The sequence below is a fragment of the Streptomyces sp. NPDC004752 genome (assembly GCF_053601275.1).
Window position 1 is genome coordinate 131,215 of record NZ_JBSGBN010000003.1, and the last position, 17,509, is coordinate 148,723.

The 17,509-nt window shown below is 72.2% G+C and carries 14 protein-coding genes and 2 pseudogenes; 8 read left to right on the plus strand and 8 right to left on the minus strand.

Annotated elements, in window-relative coordinates; all coding sequences use genetic code 11:
- Window positions 1-137: 137 nt before the first annotated feature.
- The 4 genes and pseudogenes from ACWEKM_RS02650 to ACWEKM_RS02665 all read left to right on the plus strand — a co-directional run.
- Window positions 138-315, plus strand: a pseudogene (locus ACWEKM_RS02650) (aquaporin family protein); the annotation flags it as partial.
- A gap of 128 nt (window positions 316-443) precedes the next feature.
- Window positions 444-1,982, plus strand: coding sequence for a glycerol kinase GlpK (gene glpK, locus ACWEKM_RS02655; RefSeq protein ID WP_451619312.1), 1,539 nt, complete (start codon window positions 444-446; stop codon window positions 1,980-1,982).
- A gap of 257 nt (window positions 1,983-2,239) precedes the next feature.
- Window positions 2,240-2,911: a FadR/GntR family transcriptional regulator gene (locus ACWEKM_RS02660; protein WP_451619313.1), complete on the plus strand. Its 672-nt coding sequence runs from the start codon at window positions 2,240-2,242 to the stop codon at window positions 2,909-2,911.
- Window positions 2,912-3,229: 318 nt separating this feature from the next.
- On the plus strand, window positions 3,230-4,231 hold the full coding sequence (locus tag ACWEKM_RS02665) for a PAC2 family protein (protein ID WP_451619314.1): 1,002 nt from the start codon (window positions 3,230-3,232) through the stop codon (window positions 4,229-4,231).
- Window positions 4,232-4,872: 641 nt separating this feature from the next.
- Here ACWEKM_RS02665 and mshC read toward each other — a convergent pair.
- The 4 genes from mshC to ACWEKM_RS02685 all read right to left on the minus strand — a co-directional run bounded on the left by mshC (window position 4,873) and on the right by ACWEKM_RS02685 (window position 8,367).
- Entirely contained in the window at window positions 4,873-6,102 is a 1,230-nt protein-coding gene (mshC, locus tag ACWEKM_RS02670) for a cysteine--1-D-myo-inosityl 2-amino-2-deoxy-alpha-D-glucopyranoside ligase (RefSeq protein ID WP_451619315.1), read from the minus strand.
- A gap of 106 nt (window positions 6,103-6,208) precedes the next feature.
- Window positions 6,209-7,039, minus strand: a complete 831-nt coding sequence (locus ACWEKM_RS02675) for an SCO1664 family protein (RefSeq protein WP_451619316.1) — start codon at window positions 7,037-7,039, stop codon at window positions 6,209-6,211.
- The gene (locus ACWEKM_RS02680; RefSeq protein ID WP_451619317.1) at window positions 7,003-7,593 is read right to left on the minus strand and encodes a DUF3090 domain-containing protein; all 591 of its coding nucleotides are present in this window, start codon (window positions 7,591-7,593) and stop codon (window positions 7,003-7,005) included. Before ACWEKM_RS02680 ends, ACWEKM_RS02675 begins: the two co-directional genes overlap by 37 nt.
- Window positions 7,594-7,680: 87 nt before the next feature.
- Window positions 7,681-8,367: a histidine phosphatase family protein gene (locus tag ACWEKM_RS02685; RefSeq protein ID WP_451619318.1), complete on the minus strand. Its 687-nt coding sequence runs from the start codon at window positions 8,365-8,367 to the stop codon at window positions 7,681-7,683.
- A 44-nt stretch (window positions 8,368-8,411) separates the two neighbouring features.
- Here ACWEKM_RS02685 and ACWEKM_RS02690 point away from each other — a divergent pair.
- Window positions 8,412-9,382, plus strand: a pseudogene (locus ACWEKM_RS02690) (magnesium and cobalt transport protein CorA); the annotation flags it as partial.
- A 9-nt stretch (window positions 9,383-9,391) separates the two neighbouring features.
- Here ACWEKM_RS02690 and ACWEKM_RS02695 read toward each other — a convergent pair.
- Together ACWEKM_RS02695 and ACWEKM_RS02700 are read right to left on the minus strand one after the other, a co-directional pair.
- Window positions 9,392-10,180 (minus strand): ferritin-like domain-containing protein, encoded by a 789-nt coding sequence (locus ACWEKM_RS02695; protein ID WP_451619319.1) that lies wholly within the window; start codon window positions 10,178-10,180, stop codon window positions 9,392-9,394.
- A gap of 317 nt (window positions 10,181-10,497) precedes the next feature.
- On the minus strand, window positions 10,498-11,553 hold the full coding sequence (locus ACWEKM_RS02700) for an LLM class F420-dependent oxidoreductase (RefSeq protein ID WP_451619320.1): 1,056 nt from the start codon (window positions 11,551-11,553) through the stop codon (window positions 10,498-10,500).
- A gap of 460 nt (window positions 11,554-12,013) precedes the next feature.
- On the opposite strand from ACWEKM_RS02700, the gene ACWEKM_RS02705 reads away from it, so the two are divergent.
- The gene (locus ACWEKM_RS02705) at window positions 12,014-12,997 is read left to right on the plus strand and encodes an aldo/keto reductase (protein ID WP_451619321.1); all 984 of its coding nucleotides are present in this window, start codon (window positions 12,014-12,016) and stop codon (window positions 12,995-12,997) included.
- The gene (locus ACWEKM_RS02710) at window positions 12,994-15,342 is read left to right on the plus strand and encodes a helix-hairpin-helix domain-containing protein (RefSeq protein ID WP_451619322.1); all 2,349 of its coding nucleotides are present in this window, start codon (window positions 12,994-12,996) and stop codon (window positions 15,340-15,342) included. The genes ACWEKM_RS02705 and ACWEKM_RS02710 overlap by 4 nt, the downstream gene beginning before the upstream one ends.
- A 159-nt stretch (window positions 15,343-15,501) precedes the next feature.
- On the opposite strand, the gene ACWEKM_RS02715 is transcribed toward ACWEKM_RS02710, so the two are convergent.
- On the minus strand, window positions 15,502-16,230 hold the full coding sequence (locus ACWEKM_RS02715; RefSeq protein WP_451619323.1) for a hypothetical protein: 729 nt from the start codon (window positions 16,228-16,230) through the stop codon (window positions 15,502-15,504).
- A 47-nt stretch (window positions 16,231-16,277) separates the two neighbouring features.
- Here ACWEKM_RS02715 and ACWEKM_RS02720 point away from each other — a divergent pair, with 47 nt between their 5' ends.
- Window positions 16,278-16,466, plus strand: coding sequence for a DUF5703 family protein (locus tag ACWEKM_RS02720; protein ID WP_005485166.1), 189 nt, complete (start codon window positions 16,278-16,280; stop codon window positions 16,464-16,466).
- Between the two features lie 65 nt (window positions 16,467-16,531).
- Here ACWEKM_RS02720 and ACWEKM_RS02725 read toward each other — a convergent pair whose 3' ends face one another.
- Complete coding sequence (locus tag ACWEKM_RS02725; RefSeq protein WP_451619324.1) at window positions 16,532-17,362, minus strand: chaplin; 831 nt, start codon at window positions 17,360-17,362, stop codon at window positions 16,532-16,534.
- Window positions 17,363-17,509: the final 147 nt, after the last annotated feature.

A 17,509-nucleotide genomic window follows, 5' to 3' on the forward strand; every position in this document is an offset into this window, starting at 1 on the left:
TCCCTGGAGTGCGACGGCTGTCGGCTATGCGGTCGTCCGGACGGACCCGGATACGGCGCACGGCGCCAGGGTAACCGGGAGTGGGCTCGGATGGGCAGGGCGTCCACGAGGCGGACGGGTGTGGCAGGACGGGCCACGCCGTTCTCATGCAGGGCGTGAACGACAAGGGCAACGGCCTCGCCACCCCGGGCGCCCTGATCACGGCGCCCGGCCCGGCGGGGTGGCTCCGACGGGGGCCATGCCCAGATCCTGGTCGTCGGTCCACTGATCGGCGGCACCATCGCTGCGGGCATCTGCAACGTCGCATTTCCTTAGAAGCACCGCTTTTCCTTAGAAGCACCGCGCTTCTCCGAATGAAGCACCACGCCTCCCCGAAGCCCCGAGCCGCCCAGCACGCGCCGCCCGCAAGCCGCCGCACACCACGGAACCTCCAGGAGCACACAGTGACCGACGCCCACACCGCAGGCCGCTTCATCGCCGCGATCGACCAGGGCACGACCTCCAGCCGCTGCATCCTCTTCGACCGGGACGGCAACATCGTCTCCGTCGACCAGAAGGAGCACGAGCAGATCTTCCCGAAGCCGGGCTGGGTCGAGCACGACGCCGACGAGATCTGGACCAACGTCCAGGAGGTCGTCGCCAAAGCCGTCGCCAAGGCCGACATCACCCGTGCCGACATCAAGGCCATCGGCATCACCAATCAGCGCGAGACCACCGTGCTGTGGGACAAGAACACCGGCCGCCCCGTCCACAACGCCATCGTCTGGCAGGACACCCGCACCGACGCCCTGTGCAAGGAGTTGGGGCGCAACGTCGGCCAGGACCGCTTCCGCCGCGAAACCGGCCTTCCGCTGGCCTCCTACTTCGCCGGACCCAAGGCCCGCTGGCTGCTCGACAACATCGACGGGCTGCGCGAGCGCGCCGAGGGAGGCGACATCCTCTTCGGCACCATGGACTCCTGGGTCATCTGGAACCTGACCGGCGGCGTCAACGGCGGCCACCACGTCACCGACGTCACCAACGCCTCCCGCACCCTGCTGATGAACCTGAACACGATGCAGTGGGACGACCGCATCTGCGAGTCCATCGGCGTACCGAAGCAGATCCTCCCCGAGATCCGCTCCTCCGCCGAGATCTACGGCGAGGTAGGCGGCGGCAAGCTGGGCGAGCTGCTCGGCGGCATCCCGGTCGCCTCCGCGCTCGGCGACCAGCAGGCGGCCCTGTTCGGCCAGACCTGTTTCTCCGAAGGCGAGACCAAGTCGACCTACGGCACCGGCACCTTCATGGTGATGAACACCGGCCACAAGATCATCAACTCCTACGCCGGCCTGCTCACCACGGTCGGCTACAAGATCGGCGACCAGCCGACGGTCTACGCCCTGGAGGGCTCGATCGCCGTCACCGGCTCACTGGTGCAATGGATGCGCGACCAGATGGGCCTGATCTCCACCGCCGCCGAGATCGAGACGCTCGCACTGTCGGTCGAGGACAACGGCGGCGCCTACTTCGTGCCGGCGTTCTCCGGTCTGTTCGCCCCGCACTGGCGCTCCGACGCCCGCGGTGTGATCGCCGGCCTGACGCGGTACGTCACCAAGGCGCACCTCGCCCGCGCCGTGCTTGAGGCCACCGCCTGGCAGACGCGGGAGATCGCGGACGCCATGACCAAGGACTCCGGCGTCGAGCTGTCCACCCTGAAGGTCGACGGCGGCATGACCGGCAACAACCTGCTCATGCAGATCCTCGCCGATGTTCTGGACGCCCCGGTGGTGCGTCCGGTGGTCGCCGAGACGACCTGCCTGGGCGCCGCCTACGCCGCCGGTCTCGCCGTCGGCTTCTGGCACAACACCGACGACCTGCGCGCCAACTGGCGCCGAGCCGCCGAGTGGACCCCCCGGATGGACGCGGAGACCCGCGCCCGTGAATACAAGAACTGGCTCAAAGCCGTCGAGCGGACCATGGGCTGGATCGAGCACGAGGAGTAAGCACCGGCAGGAGGAGTAAGCACCCGACATGGAGGAGTGAGCACCCGACGTGGTCGGCAGGCACGCCCCGCCCTGCTGGCCGTGCCTGCCCTGGGAAGGCACCCGGCCTACGGCGTCGGCCCGAGCGGGCAGAAGCTCGCGTGAGCACGTCGTTCGGCCGCGCGCGAGGTGGTCCCACTCCGGTGGGTCCGCGTCTTTCCGGTGCCCCCATAATGTGGCCAAGACATCGGATGTCTGAGCGCACAGGGAGGCCCGTCATGGCAGTCACCGATGAGGCGATCGAGAAGATCAAGGACATGATCGTCTCCGGTGCGCTGCGCCCCGGAGACCGGCTGCCCAAGGAGAGCGAACTCGCCGCCGAACTGGGGCTGTCCCGCAACTCGCTGCGGGAGGCGGTGCGCGCGCTGTCGCTGATCCGGATCCTGGACGTGCGTCAGGGCGACGGCACCTATGTCACCAGCCTCGATCCACAGCTGCTGCTGGAGGCGATGAGCTTCGTCGTGGACTTCCACCGGGACGACACGGTCCTGGAGTTCCTGGCGGTGCGCCGGATCCTGGAACCGGCCGCGACGGCGATGGCCGCCCCCCTGATCAGCGAGCAGCAACTGGACGTGCTGTCCGCCCAGTTGGAGGCGCTGGGCACAGCGCCCTCGGTGGAGGAGCTGGTCGCCTGCGACCTGGAGTTCCACCGCGGCATCGTGCAGGGCGCCGGGAACTCGGTGCTGTGCTCCCTGCTCGACAGCCTGTCCGGGCCGACCACCCGGGCGCGGATCTGGCGCGGGCTGACCCAGGAGGACGCGGTCGCCCGTACCCTGCGCGAGCACCGGGCGATCCTGGCCGCGCTGCGCGACCGGGACGCCGAGGCGGCCCGGTCCTGGGCGACCGTGCACATCGCGAGCGTGGAACAGTGGCTGCGGTCCACTCTGTGAGGTCGGCCAAGCCACTCTGTGAGGTCGGCCAGGGGCGCCGTAGTAGTGCGGGCCGTCCTGTTGCTGCCGGTTCGCTGTGGCCGCTCCCGCACCGTTCGCTGTGGCCGCTCGCGCAGTTCCCCGCGCCCCATGGTCTGTGCTCCGGCCCGCGTCACAAGAGGCGACCGGAACCTGACATCACCGATCACCGCGGGGTGTTCGACGGCGGCGAACGGGGCAGTGATCCGTTCACTCGCCCGTGCAAGGGGGCTGCGGGCGTCCCCACCGGACGCCGTAAGGTTGGGACGTACGCGAGGGCACGTCGGAAGGAGGCGCTGGGTGATCGAGCTGGAGGGAGTTCCCGAGCTGATCGACCCAGTCATGGTGGCCGCGTTCGAGGGCTGGAACGATGCCGGGGACGCCGCCTCCACCGCGGTCGCTCATCTTGAGCGGGAGTGGAAGGGCGAGGTCTTCGCGGCGCTGGACGCCGAGGACTACTACGACTTCCAGGTGAACCGCCCCACGGTGTTCATGGACGGCGGCGTCCGCAAGATCACCTGGCCGACGACCAGGTTGTCGGTCGTCCGGGTCGGCGGCGACAAGCCGCGGGACCTGGTGCTGATCCGCGGCATCGAACCGTCCATGCGCTGGCGTTCGTTCTGCAACGAGCTGCTGGGCTTCGCGCACGAGCTGGGGGTGGAGCTGGTGGTCATCCTGGGGGCCCTGCTCGGCGACACCCCGCACACGCGCCCGGTCCCGGTCAGCGGGGTCACGTCCGACCCCGACCTGGCCGAGCGCATGGATCTGGAGGAGACCAAGTACGAGGGCCCCACGGGCATCGTCGGCGTGCTGCAGGAGGCGTGCACGCACGCGGGCGTCCCGGCGGTCAGCCTGTGGGCGGCGGTGCCGCACTACGTGTCGCAGCCGCCCAACCCGAAGGCGACGCTGGCCCTGCTGAACCGCCTGGAGGACCTGCTCGACCTGCGTATTCCGCTGGGCGAGCTGCCGGATGACGCGCGCGCCTGGCAGGTGGGCGTGGACCAGCTGGCGGCCGAGGACAGCGAGGTCGCCGAGTATGTGCAGACGCTGGAGGAGGCGCGGGACACCGCCGAGCTGCCGGAGGCGTCGGGCGAGGCGATCGCCCGGGAGTTCGAGCGCTATCTGCGGCGCCGGGACGTCGGCCCGCCCGGCGGGCATGCCACGGCGGACGGCGGGGACGGCCCCTCCCCGTCCACGTACTGGCGGGACAATCCGACCGGCCGGCCCCGGCCACCGAAGCCGCCGAAGCCCGGCAATTCCGGTGGTACGTCGGACGACGACGAGGACACCTCGGAGGACTGAGCGGGGCGGTGCGCAGGTGACGTCGGCCGCGGCGGGCGATCGCCATCGGCACGTCGAAGCCCGGTGCGACGTAGGTTCTGTACGACGTAGAGGGCGCGGCCGGCTATCAGCAGGCCGTCGCCGTTGGTGAGCGGTACCGGGTCCCCGGGCGGAGAGGTACGACGCGAGGGTGGTGCCGCTGCGGGCGGCCACGACGCGGGCACCGGGACTGCCGTCCCGCGGTGAACAGCCGTCACGTAGGCGTCGAGTTCGAGGCCGACGGCGGCAGTGCCGGGGCCGGTTGGAGATGGTCCGGCCGTCGCCCGTGAGCAGGGCCGAACGGTAGACGGAGCCGTCGGCGAGGCGGGCGAAGGGGCCCGCGCCGATGGTGAAGTCCTCCGGCTGCCAGTCGTTCGGCAGCCGGAGGGGATACCGCGAGCGTCGCCGCGGCATTCGTCACCGCGGCGACGGTGAGCAGCCGACGCCGGATCAGGGCTGGTGCGAAGGCGCCGTGTGTGGGTGCCACGGGGTGACCTTCCGCGAGGGAACCGGCAGTTGGCCGGTCCAACGCTCACCTGGCACGTCCCGCCCCCTCGCAACAGTCATCAACGGCGCCCGGCGCCGCCGCCCGCCGTCTGCTCACCCGGCCGCGGTCGGCCCGGTCACAGCGCGACGCCCAGCAGGGCGTCCACGGCGCGCGAGACGATGCCCGGGGCGCCCGTGTCCGTACCGCCGTGCTCCCGCTGCTCGGCCGCCCACCGGTCGACGGCGGCGAGTGCGGCCGGGGCGTCGAGGTCGTGCGCGAGGGCCTCGCGGATCTCCTCGACGAGCGCCTCGGCTCCCGGTCCGTCGGGCCGGGAGACCGCGGTGCGCCAGCGGCCGAGCCGGGCCACCGCGTCCGCCAGCACCCGGTCGGTCCACTCCCAGTCGGTCCGGTAGTGGTGGGCGAGCAGGGCGAGCCGGATGGCGGCGGGGTCGACGCCGTCGCGGCGCAGTCGGGAGACGAAGACGAGGTTGCCCTTGGACTTCGACATCTTCTCGCCGTCCAGGGCGACCATGCCGGCGTGGACGTACGCCTTGGCCATGGGAAACTCGCCGGTCAGCACCTGGGCGTGCGAGGCGCCCATCTCGTGGTGCGGGAAGGCGAGGTCGGAGCCGCCGCCCTGGACGTCGAAGCCCATGCCGAGGTGGTCCAGGGCGATGGCCACGCACTCGATGTGCCAGCCGGGCCGTCCGGGGCCCAGCGAGCCGCCGTCCCAGCTGGGCTCGCCCTCGCGGGCGGCCATCCACAGCATCGGGTCGACCGGGTTCTTCTTGCCCGGGCGGTCCGGGTCGCCGCCGCGCTCGGCGGACAGCAGCCGCATGGCGGCGGCGTCGAGGTTCGAGACGCCGCCGAAGTGGGGGTCGGACTCCACGGAGAAGTAGATGTCGCCTTCGAGTTCGTAGGCCGCGCCCAGGTCCCGCAGCCGCTCGACGAGCGGCACGATGCCCGGTATGGCCTCGACGGCGCCGATGTAGTGCTCGGGGGGCAGCATCCGCAGGGCGGTCATGTCCTCGCGGAACAGGGTGGTCTCCTGCTCGGCCAGGGCGACCCAGTCGACGCCGTCGCGCTGCGCGCGCTCCAGCAGCGGATCGTCGACGTCGGTGACGTTCTGCACGTAGTGGACCTGGCGCTTCGTGTCGAGCCACACACGCTGGACGAGGTCGAACGCGTTGTAGGTCGCCGCGTGACCCATGTGGGTCGCGTCGTACGGGGTGATGCCGCAGACATAGATGCGGGCGACGGGACCGGGGGCGAGGGTGACCAGGCCGCCGGTCGCGGTGTCGTGGATCCTGAGATCACGGCCCTGACCGGGCAGGGCGGGGACTTCGGAAGCGGGCCAGGCATGCATGTACATGAGACTAACCGGCGGCGAGTTCGCCATACGAACCGGACCGGCCGGACGGCCGGAAAGGCGATCTTGCGTACGGGCCGGCCGTGTGCTCCGCCGCCGCCCGCTACACGGGTGGCCAGGGAATCGCGGGCCACTCCCCGCTCGGCTCCGGATGTCTTCCGGACGTCAGGAGCGTCTCGACACGCGCGCGCGTGGCCGCCAGCTCCGCCGTCGTGATCAGCGCGGCCAGCCGGCCGGCCAGTGCGCCGCCGTCGCCCAGGGCCTCGCGCAGGCCGTTGAGGACGTCGACCGCCTCGGGGGTGAGCGGTTCGCCCGCCCAGCCCCACAGCAGCGTCCGCAGCTTGTTCTCGGCGTTGAAGGTGACCCCGTGGTCGATGCCGTACAGCCGTCCGTCGGCGGTCGGCAGCAGATGGCCGCCCTTGCGGTCGGCGTTGTTGATCACCGCGTCGAGGACGGCGAGCCGACGCAGCCGCTCGTCGTCGGCGTGCACGAGCAGCGCCGTGCGGCCCTCGCCGACCTCGGCGAGGCCGATCGCCTTCCAGCCCGGTTCCGGCTCCTCCCCGTCGGCCAGGGCGAGCAGCTCGGTTTCGGGGGCCGCCTCGATCCACAGCTGGCACATGCCCTCGCCGTAGGGTCCGTCCCGCAGCACCGTGGGCGGCACCAGTCCCCAGCCGGTGGCCTCGGAGACCTCGTAGGCGGCCACCTCGCGCTCGGCGAGGGTGCCGTCCGGGAAGTCCCACAGGGGGCGCTCACCGGCGACCGGCTTGTACACGCAGGATGCCTCGTGACCATCGGACACAACTGTGCAGAACAGCGCGGCGTTGGACGCGTCGCGGATACGGCCGCGTACCTTCAGCTCGCCCCTGGCGAGCAGTTCGGCGGGGGCGGTGACGGGCGTCATGCTCCGCGGCGGTATCCGTTCTGGCGCGGACATACGTGTCCTTCCGGATCGAGCGGCAGGCTGCACAGCGGGCACGGCGGCCTTCCGGCGTTGACGACGTCGAGGGCGCGTTTGGCGAAGGCCCTGGCCTGCGTGCCGGTGAGCCGGACGCGCAGCATCGGGGGCCCGTTCTCCTCGTCCTGGAGCAGCCGTTCCTCGGCCTCCGCGAGGTCCTCGTCGGAGTCGGCGTCCAGCTCGACCAGCGCCTGGGCCTCGACGATCATGCGCTGTTCCTCGCCGTCCCAGGCCAGGGCCATGGTGCCGACGCGGAACTCCTCCTCGATGGGGGTGTCGAGCGGGGCGGAGTCCTCGATCTCGGTCGGGGCCATCGCGGGCACCGGCGCACTGCCGCCGCTACGGCGTACCACCTCGTCGAGCAGCTCGTCCATGCGCTCCGCGAGCGCGGCGACCTGGGTCTTCTCCAGGGCCACGCTGGTCACTCGGGGGCCGGCGCACGCCTGGAGGAAGAACGTACGGCGTCCGGGCAGCCCGACCGTACCGGCCACGAAGCGGTCCGGGGGGTCGTAGAGGAACACCTGACGGGACACGTCCTGTCTCCATTGGAATCGAGAATGCGTGAAGGTCCATGTGTGAACGCGGTGATGTCAACCGCTTCACCCTACTGCGGCCGACGATCACGGTGCGCCCGCACCGCCACCGACGGGAGCGTCTTCCCCGGGCGGTTCCTCGCGGGGCACAAGGGAGGCGAAATCCCCGGTGTCACCGAGGCGAACGAGAAACGGCCGCAGGCGCGTGTACCGGATCGCCGTGACGGAGCAGGGTTCGACGGAGATCCGCTGGAACAGGTCGAGATGCAGACCGAGGGCGTCCGCGACGAGGGACTTGATGATGTCGCCGTGCGAGCACATCAGGTACACGGCGTCCGCGCCGTGGTCGCGTTCCACGCGCGCGTTCCACTCGCGTACGGCCTCCGCGGCGCGGGTCTGCATGGCCCGCATGGATTCCCCGCCGGGGAACGCGGCGGCCGACGGATGTGCCTGGACGACCTGCATCAGCGGCTCGTCGTTCAGCTCGGCGAGCTTGCGTCCGGTCCAGTCGCCGTAGTGGCACTCCCCGATCCGTTCGTCGGTGTGGGCGCTCAGCTGGGGCCGGGCGTCCAGGAGTGGCCGGATCGTCTCCTGGCAGCGTTGCAGGGGGCTTGTGACCACTTCGGCGAGGGGGAGCGCGGCGAGCCGTCCGGGCAGTGCGGCGGCCTGTGCGGCCCCGCGCTCGTCCAGGGCGACGCCCGGCGACCAGCCGGCCAGCTCGCCCGCGGTGTTGGCGGTGGAACGTCCGTGCCTTACGAGGATCAGCGTGGGCATGCGGCCCAGGGTAAGCGCCCGCCCGCGCTGTCGCGGGCGCCGGTGCGGCGGCCGAGGCACGCGCGCGGGGCGACAGCTTCCTCTGGATCGGGCTGCACGAGCCCACGCACCGGGAGCTCGATCTGGTCACCGAGGAGTTCGGGCTGCATCGTCCTCCATAGCCCTGAACGGGCATGGGAGGTGCCCCCAGCCGTCGAGGACGCGCTGAAGGCGCATCAGCGGCCCAAGTTGGAGGTGTACGACGACTCGCTGTTCGTGGTGCTCAAGCCGGTGACGTACGTCCCGGACAACGGCGTCGTCACATCCGGCGAGCTGATGCTGTTCCTCGGCGACCCATTCGTGGTGACCGTGCGGCACGGCGAGGGCTCACCGCTCGGCACCGTCCGTCGTGAGTTGGAGCAGCGGCACGACATGCTGCGGCACGGCCCGACCGGGGTGCTGTACTCGATCACCGATTCGGTCGTCGACCACTATGTGGAGGTGGCCACGGAGCTGGGCACCGACCTGGAGGCGCTGGAGGCGGAGGTGTTCTCGCCGGCCGGCGGCTCGCGGCACACGGCGTCGCGGATCTACACCTTCAAGCGGCAGGTCATGGAGTTCCGGCGGGCCACCGGGCCGCTGGCGATGCCGATGACCCGGCTCACGGGGGTGGGCCAGTACGCCGGGCCGGCCGGGTCGGTGCCGTTCGTGCGGGCGGAGGCGCGCCCGTTCTTCCGGGACGTCAACGACCACCTCACGCGTGTGAACGAGTCGGTGGAGGGCCTGGACCGGCTGGTGTCGGACGTCCTGTCGGCGCACCTGGCGCAGATGAGCGTCCGGCAGAACGACGACATGCGGAAGATCTCCGCGGCGGCGATGGCCGTAGATCCCCACGATGATCGCGGGGATCTACGGCATGAACTTCGACCACAGGCCGGAGCTGCACTGGCTGTGGTCGTATCCGGCGGTGATCGGGGTGATGGGGGCTCTGGAGGTGGTGCTGTACCGGACGTTCAAGCGACGCGGCTGGCTGTGACGTGCGCCGTCAGGCGGGTTCGGGGGTGGTGGGCGCGGGGCCGCCCAGGGCGTTGCGGTGTTCGGGCATCCGCAGGGACACCATCCGGCGCCAGCCCGCCGCCCGTTCGTACCCGTACACGGCGTGGATGCCGGCCGCGAGCAGCGCGGACTTGGCCCTCGGCCAGCCGAGGATGCGGCCCATGTGGGCCAGCACGGCAAGGCTGACGTCCCGGTGGATCCGGATCTCGGCCAGGGCGCACTCGCGCAGGGTGCGCCGGATGGCGGGGCCGTGGCCGGCCCGGGCGAAGCGCAGCAGTTCCTCGTGGCAGTAGGCGAGGTGGTTGTCCTCGTCGTTCGAGATCATCTTCACGGCGCGGCCGATGTCGGGACGGTCGCCGAAGTATGTGCGCAGCATCGTCATCTGCTCGGCGGCCCGCTGCTCGGTGACCCGGCTGTGGGCGAGGTAGACGACGAGGTCCTGGACCGTCAGCGGCTTCTCGGCCCTCAGTTTCTCGTGGGCGAGTCCGATGCCGTGGCGTTCCAGGAGCATGGTGTAGTCCGTCTCGGGCGGGACCGGGACGGGCCGCAGGCCGCGTCTGTCCATCAGCGCGTTGAAGATGCGCCCGTGCTTGTCCTCGTCGGCGCCGTGCCGGGTGATCTTGGGGGCGAGTGCGCGTTCGCTCCGTGGCACCAGTGCGGCGATCCGCGCGTTCTCCCAGCCGCCCTGCGACTCGCCGCTGGCCGCGATGGAGCAGAAGAGCCGGAAGGATTCGTCGTTGTCGAGGATCTCCTGGAACAGACTCTTGGCCGAAAGCATCGTGGGCACCTTCCTGCGGGATGCGCGGGTTCCGCGGGGCTCCGCCGGTTTCCATGAGATTCCGTGAGATTCCGCAGGATTCCGCAGGATTCCTCGAAGAACGAGTCAAATGCCGCGCTGAAGGTGCCGCAACAGGTGTGTCGGGCGACTCCGCCGAACGGATGAGCCGAACGGATGAGCAGTCGGGCCGTGGCGGAGGCGTAACCGCGCGGGCGCGGGCGCGTTGTTCCCCCTGACGGCCGTGGCGGGGAAGACCCCCGAGCCCCCACCACGGCCGTGAAAACCCCTCTCCCCACGGCCCCGGCCCGGCTTTCGTTTCAGGCGAGGCCCGCGCGGTCCAGGGCCTCGGCGCCGGCGCGCAGGGAGGCGATCCGCTCGGCGAGCGTGGAGCCCGCGGGGGCGAGGGTGAGGGTGGTGACCCCGGCCGCGGCGTATGCCTTCATACGGTCGGCGATGCGGTCGACGGAGCCGAGCAGGGTGGTCCGGTCGATCAGGTCCTGCGGTACGGCGGCCGCGGCGCCCCGCTTGTCGCCCGAGAGGTACCTGTCCTGGATCTCGGCGGCTTCCTTCTCGTACCCCATGCGCCGGGCGAGCTGGTTGTAGAAGTTCTGTTTACGGCTGCCCATGCCGCCGACGTACAGGGCCGTGTAGGGGCGGAAGGTGTCGGCGAGCCGGGACACGTCCTTGTCGTCGCCGACGGCGAGCGGCAGGGTCGGGCAGACGTCGAACCCGTCGAGGCCCTTGCCCGCCTTCTCACGCCCGGCGCGCAAATAGGAGACGGCCGTCTCCTCCAGGTGGTCGGCCGAGGGGAAGATGAGCAGCGCCCCGTCGGCGATCTCCCCGGTCTGCTCCAGGTTCTTGGGTCCGATGGCGGCGATGTAGAGCGGGATGTGCTCACGCTGCGGGTGCACGGTCAGCTTGATCGGTTTGCCGGGGCCGCCGGGCAGCGGGAGCGTCCAGTGCTCGCCCTCGTAGGACAGACGCTCACGGGTCATGGCCCGGCGGACGATCTCGACGTACTCGCGGGTGCGGGCGAGGGGTTTGTCGAACTTGACTCCGTACCAGCCCTCGGAGACCTGCGGGCCGGAGACGCCCAGGCCGAGCCGGAAACGGCCGCCGGACAGCGCGTCGAGGGTCGCGGCGGTCATCGCGGTCATCGTCGGCTGCCGGGCCGGGATCTGGAAGATGGCCGAGCCGACATCGATCCGCTCCGTCTGCGCGGCGACCCAGGTCAGCACGGTGGCCGCGTCCGACCCGTATGCCTCGGCGGCCCAGCACACGGCATATCCCAGCCGCTCGGCCTCCTGCGCCACGGCCAGATTGTCCGCGTCCGTGCCGGCACCCCAGTACCCGAGGTTGATCCCGAGCTGCATGACCGAATCCCCTTACCCGTGAGTAACGTCTCTGTCCCGCAGACATTAGCGCGCCCCGCCCTCACACGGCAGGGGCGAACCGGGGTGACGATCAAGGTGGGGTGCTTGGCGTGCGCCCGGGTGGCTGGGCGGTGGGGGCCGGGTGGGCTGCGAATTCGGGTCGGCGGGCCGTGGGGCGGCGGTCACCGACCGGGTGGGTGGGTCGCTGCTCGGCGGGGCGGCGGGGGCGGCTGCGGTTGCGGCTGCGGCTGACGCGAGGGGGAAGTGGGGCGCCTCGGTCGTGCGTCCGGGCGGCGGGTCGGCGGGCGGGAGGCAGGGGCGGCCCGCCGGAGCGGTGACAGCCGGTGATCGGGGTGTCGGGACCGCTCGGCGGTCACGCGGTCGTGCGGCGCCGGGAGCTGGGACATCGGTTGTCCACAGGCGCCCACGGGGCCAGTTCCGGCCAGTAGGGTCGGCGGACATGGAGCAGAGGCATCTCGGCCGTACTGGCCTGCGCGTGTCCCGGATCGGACTCGGCACCCTCACCTGGGGCCGGGACACCGACGAGCATGACGCCGCGGACATGCTGAAGGCGTTCTGGGAGGCGGGCGGGACCCTCGTCGACACCGCGGATGTGTATGGCGCGGGGGAGGCCGAGTATCTGCTCGGACAGCTGGTAGAAGGGCTGGTGCCGCGCCGGGACCTGATCATCTCGACGAAGGCAGGGAGCGTACCGGACCCCGACCGCCGTTTCGACGGCTCGCGCGGCCATCTGCTCGCCGCGCTCGACGCCTCCCTCGCCCGGCTCGGCACCGACTATGTCGACATCTGGCACATTCACGGCTTCGACCCGCACACCCCGCTGGAGGAAACCCTCCAGGCCCTCGACCTGGCCGTCAGCAGCGGTCGCGTGCGCTACGCCGGCGTCTCCAACTTCTGCGGCTGGCAGCTCGCCAAGGCCGCCACCTGGCAGCTGTCCCAGCCGGGCGCCCGCACCCGGCTGGCGAGCACGCAGCTGGAGTACTCGCTGCTCCAGCGCGGCGTGGAACGTGAAGTGCTGCCCGCCGCCCTCGACCTGGGCATCGGCCTGCTGCCTTCCTCCCCGCTCGGCCGCGGCGTCCTGACCGGCAAGTACCGCAACGCGACTCCGCCGGACTCGCGCGGCGCCTCCGAGGACCTGGCGCCGTTCGTCGCGCCGTACCTCGACGACACCGCGAGCCGGATCGTGGACGCCGTGACGACGGCGGCGGACGGGCTCGCGGTGACCCCGCTCCAGGTCGCCCTCGCCTGGGTCCGCGACCGCCCCGGCGTGGCCGCCCCGATCATCGGCGCGCGCAACGCGCAGCAGCTCACGGCGGCGTTGTCAGTGGAGGCGCTTAGTCTTCCTGACGAGATCTGCCGAGCGCTCGACGATGTGTCGGCGCCCCTGCACCGCTATCCCGATCACGACTGGAGCACGCTGTGAGCACGGACCCGGAGACCACGGAGGAAACCCGGCCGGGGACCCCGCAGACCTCGGACCCCGCGGACGCTACGGACCCCGCGGGCGCTACGGATCCCACGGGCGCTACGGATCCCACGGGCGCTACGGATCCCACGGGCGCTACGGATGCAACGGACCCCACGGAATCTGCGGATGCCTCGGAATCTGCGGATGCCTCGGAATCCGTGGAGGGAAGGGAGGGCGCGGGCGAGGACAGTGCCGAGCCGTCCGGCGCTGCGGCCGGGGAGGGCGACGCCGAGGCGGCCTCCCAGCAGTCCGAGGCGGCGGCGGAACTCGCCGCCCAGCGCGTCGAGCGGGAGCGGATCGAGCGGCGCAAGGCCGAGAAGAAGGCGCCGGTCGAGAGCGGCGCCAAGCTCAGCGGCACGGCCGCCGATCTGCTCGCGGCCGTGCGGGCGGTGGAGAGCGGCGAGCGGCCCGTCACCGCGTCCTTCGGCGAACCGGCGCCCGCCCCGCGCCGGCCGGCCACCCCTGAGCCCCCACGCCCGCCGCAGCCCGCCCCGGCCGTCGAACCTACCGCCCCGGCACCGGCGACGGTGGACGCGGTGCGCGGGGTACTGACCGAAGGCGGCGCCCCCGAGGGTGTCGCGCCCCAGGCAGCAGCGGCGCTCGGCGAGGGCGCGGACGCCCGACTGCGGTCCGATCCCTGGCTGTTGCTGCGGGTCAGCGGCGTACGGCCGGAACAGGCCGACGGCTTCGCGCGGGCGCTGCTCGGCGCCGAGTGCGGCCCGGACGACGAGCGGCGCGGCCGGGCGATGACCGGCTGGCTGCTGGAGCAGGCGGCACTGGCCGGGCACACCGCCCTGGAGCTGCCCGCGCTGCTCGCCGCGCTGGCCCGGCAGGGCGTGCCGGATCCGGACGCGGCGGTGCAGAGCACGCTCGCGGAGGGTGAAGCCCTGATCTTCCAGGACGCCTTGGAAGAGCCGGGCGCACCGGCCCGGCCGCGGCCGGCAAAGGCCGACCAGGACGGCGAGGACGCCGAGGAGGAGCGGCCCGTCCGGGTCCTCCTCGGCCTGGAGCGGTATGCGCTCGCCGAGGAGAGCCTCGCCGACGGCCTGGCCCGCCTGATCAACTCCGCGCCCAAGGAGGTCGGCCCGGCCGATGCCCGGGAGCGGGCGGCCGACGCCGCCGGGGGCTCGACGGGCGAGCTGATCGGGGCGGTCGCGGGGCACGGACTGGTGCTGCACACGGGCGGCCACGCGTCCCTCGTCGACCCGGCGCGCCTGCTGCACGAGGCGCCCGCGCTGGGCCTGCGGGCCTGGGCCGCCGCGCACACGGCCGACGGCCGGGACGACTGCGCGGCGCTGCTCGCCGGCTTCGACCGGCCGGACGGACCGGCGGACCGGACCGGCTGCGGGACCGCGACCGTCGCGGGGCTGCTGGCGGGCGCCGAGGGACCGGGGCGGGACGCGGACGGCGCCCTGGACCTCGACCTGCTGATCGTGCTCGACGCGCCCCAACTCGACGTCGAGACGGCCGCACTGCTCGTGGAGTCGCTGCCGGACGGGGCCCGGCTCGTGCTGTCCGGTGACCCCGCGGTCCTGTGGTCGGCCGGGCCCGGGCGGGTCTTCGCCGACCTGCTCATGACCCGGGCGTGCCCGCAGATCGCCTCCCGGGTGCCCGACCCGGGCCCGCTCGGCGAGCTCGTCTCCGGTATCGGCATCGGCGAACTGCACCAGGTCGAGGCACCCGGCAAGGAGGTCGTGATCGTGCCCGTGCGGGACGCGGGCGAGGCCGTGCACCGGACCGTGCAGCTGGTCGCGGACTCGGTGCCGCGGGCCCTCGGCGTCCCGGCCGAGCAGACGGTGGTGATCACACCGGGGCACGGCGGAGCGGCCGGTACCCGCGCGCTCAACGCGGCGCTCAAGGAGCGGCTCAACCCGGGACCCGGCCGTTTCGGCGGCTTCGACCCCGGCGACCGGATCGCCTACTCCCCCGCCCCCGGCCGTACGCTCCCGGGCCAGGTCGTGCGGGCCGACACCGACGGACTGCACCTGTCCTGCGCGGGCGGACCCGTCGTGGTGGCGAGGGAGCAGGTGGAGCGCTCCGTGCGGCACGGCTGGGCCTTGACCGCGCACCAGGCGGCGGGCGCCCGGTGGTCGGCGGTGGTCGTAGTACTGCCCGGCGATGCCGCGCAGACGCTCAACAGGCCGTGGGTATATACGGCGTTCGGCCGGGCCGACCGCCATCTGTCCGTGGTGCACGGCGTGGAGCAGGCGCTGCCGAGAGCGGTCGCCGAGATCCCCGCCAAGCCCCGGACCACCCGCCTACCGGCCCTGCTACGCGCCCAGCTCCCGTCGGCCGACTGACCCGCACGGCGGCACGCCCGACACGGCGGCACGCCCGACACGGCGGCACGCCCGACACGGCGGCACGCCCGACACGGCGGCACGCCCGACACGGCGGCACGCCCGACACGGCGGTGCCGCACGGGTCTCACGCCCGTGCGGCACCGCCGTCGGTCCGGTTCAGCGATCCGCGTCCAAGGGCTCCAGGTCCTCGTCGCCGTCCAGGTCGAGATCGTCCTCAAGATCGTCGCCGTCGGCCTCATCGTCCTCGGCGTCTTTGTTGTCCTCGTCGTCCTCGGCGTCCTCGTCGTCGAAGACGGCGCTGACGTCGAAGCGGCAGACCACCCGCTCCGGATCGATCTGTTCGAACGGTGCCTCCAGCCACTCACCGGGGTCGGCGGGCTCGTCCGCGGCGGTCACCCACAGCGTCGAGTCGCCCTCCTCCAGGCCGAACTCCTTGTGCCTGGAGGCGATCTCGTCGGGTTCGAACTCCCCGAACAGGATCCCCAGCGCCCCGTGCACCGTGCCGGAGGCATCCGCGCCCGCGCCGTCCTCGTACTCCGCCGCTTCGACGCGCTCGGCCTGGGCCAGCAGCCGCTGCGGTTCCACCACGGCGTAGTCGCGGCGGATCAGCACGCTCAGGGCGTTCGGTTCCTCGGGTCCCGCGTACGGCGGCAGCGATTCATCCGTGCCGGGGATCTCGAAGGGCGTGACCTCGTCGTAACGGTCGTAGAGCAGCTCGTCGTAGGTCTCGGCGGCCGCCGCGAGCTGGTTGAACGCCTCGTAGACGGCCGGGTCGTCCTCACCCGACCTGCGTTCGACCGCGGCCAGGTGGCGGTCGAGCGCGGTCTTGACCGCCTCGGCGGCGGCGCGTACCTCGGCAGCGGTGGGCTGCGCAGCATCAGACATAGTGCAGACGCTATCCGTACCCGGCCCCAGCCCGCACAATAGATGCGATGCCGGAATACGAATTTGTCGACGTGTACGTTCCGCGCGGGGTGTCCCGGAAGGACGCGACACGTCTGCTGACGGACCATGCCGAGTACGGACACTGGGAGTTGGACCGACTGAGCCTGCTGCGCGACGGCAGCCGCAGGGTGCGATTGCGTCGGCGGATCATCCGCCAGGTGCGTGCCACGTGGTGAGACAGGGCACCTGAACGGAGCGGCCCCGCGTGGCGGGGCCGCTCCGTCTCACTCTCGTCCGCGCGTCACGCCGAGGCCCGCGCCTTGCGGTACAGCACCGCGCCGGCCAGCAGCGCGCCCGCGCTCAGGGGCAGTGCGACGCCGATCGGCAGGCCACTCCCGGTATGGGCGAGCTGTGCGGCGCCGCGGGGCTGCGTGACGGTGCTGCCGCCCTGCGGGCGGACGTGTGAGACGCCGGTGATCGGTGTTCCGCCGCCGGTGGCGGGCGGGGTGGTCGGCGTACCCGGGTGGCCGGGCGTACTCGGGTGGCCCGGGTTTCCGGGCGGGGTCGTTCCATGCCCGCCCCCCGGAGGCGTCCCATGGCCCCCGCCCGGAGGCGTTCCATGGCCGCCACCGGGCGGTCGGGTGGGATGGCCGCCGCCCGAGCCGCCGTTGGCGCAGTCGTTCCCGGTCGCGGCGTTGCCGGCCCCGATGACGTCGACGCTGTTGCCGCACACGTTGACCGGCACGTCGATCGGCACCTGAAGCGTGTTGCCTGAGCCCACGCCGGGCGAGCCCCCGGTGCCACCGTCCGCGTGCGCACCCCCCGAGCCGCCATGACCGCCCGAGCCGCCATGACCGCCCGAGCCGCCGTGACCGCCCGTGGCGCCCCCTTCGCCGTTGGCGCAGGCGTTGCCCACCGCGGGGTTGAGGACTCCGACGATGTTCACGGTGTTGCCGCAGACGTTCACCGGCACGTGCACAGGCACCTGGACGGTGTTGCCGGACAGCACGCCGGGCGAGTGCGCGGCGGTGCCGCCCGCTCCCGAGTCGGCGTGGGCGTATCCGCTCGCGGCGGCGAGCGCGCCGGTCGCCGCCGCCACGGTGATCAGGCCCTTGCGGGTGCCCTGTCGCATGGGTGAATCCCCCTGCCTTCGATTCTGTTCCGCTCTGTACTGGTCTGTACTGGTTTTCCCCGGTCTGCCGTTCCGCGGGGGATGCCGCGGGGCGGAAACCGGTCGGGCCCGGCGCGCCCGGGGCGCCGTCCCCCGCCCCCCCGAGGT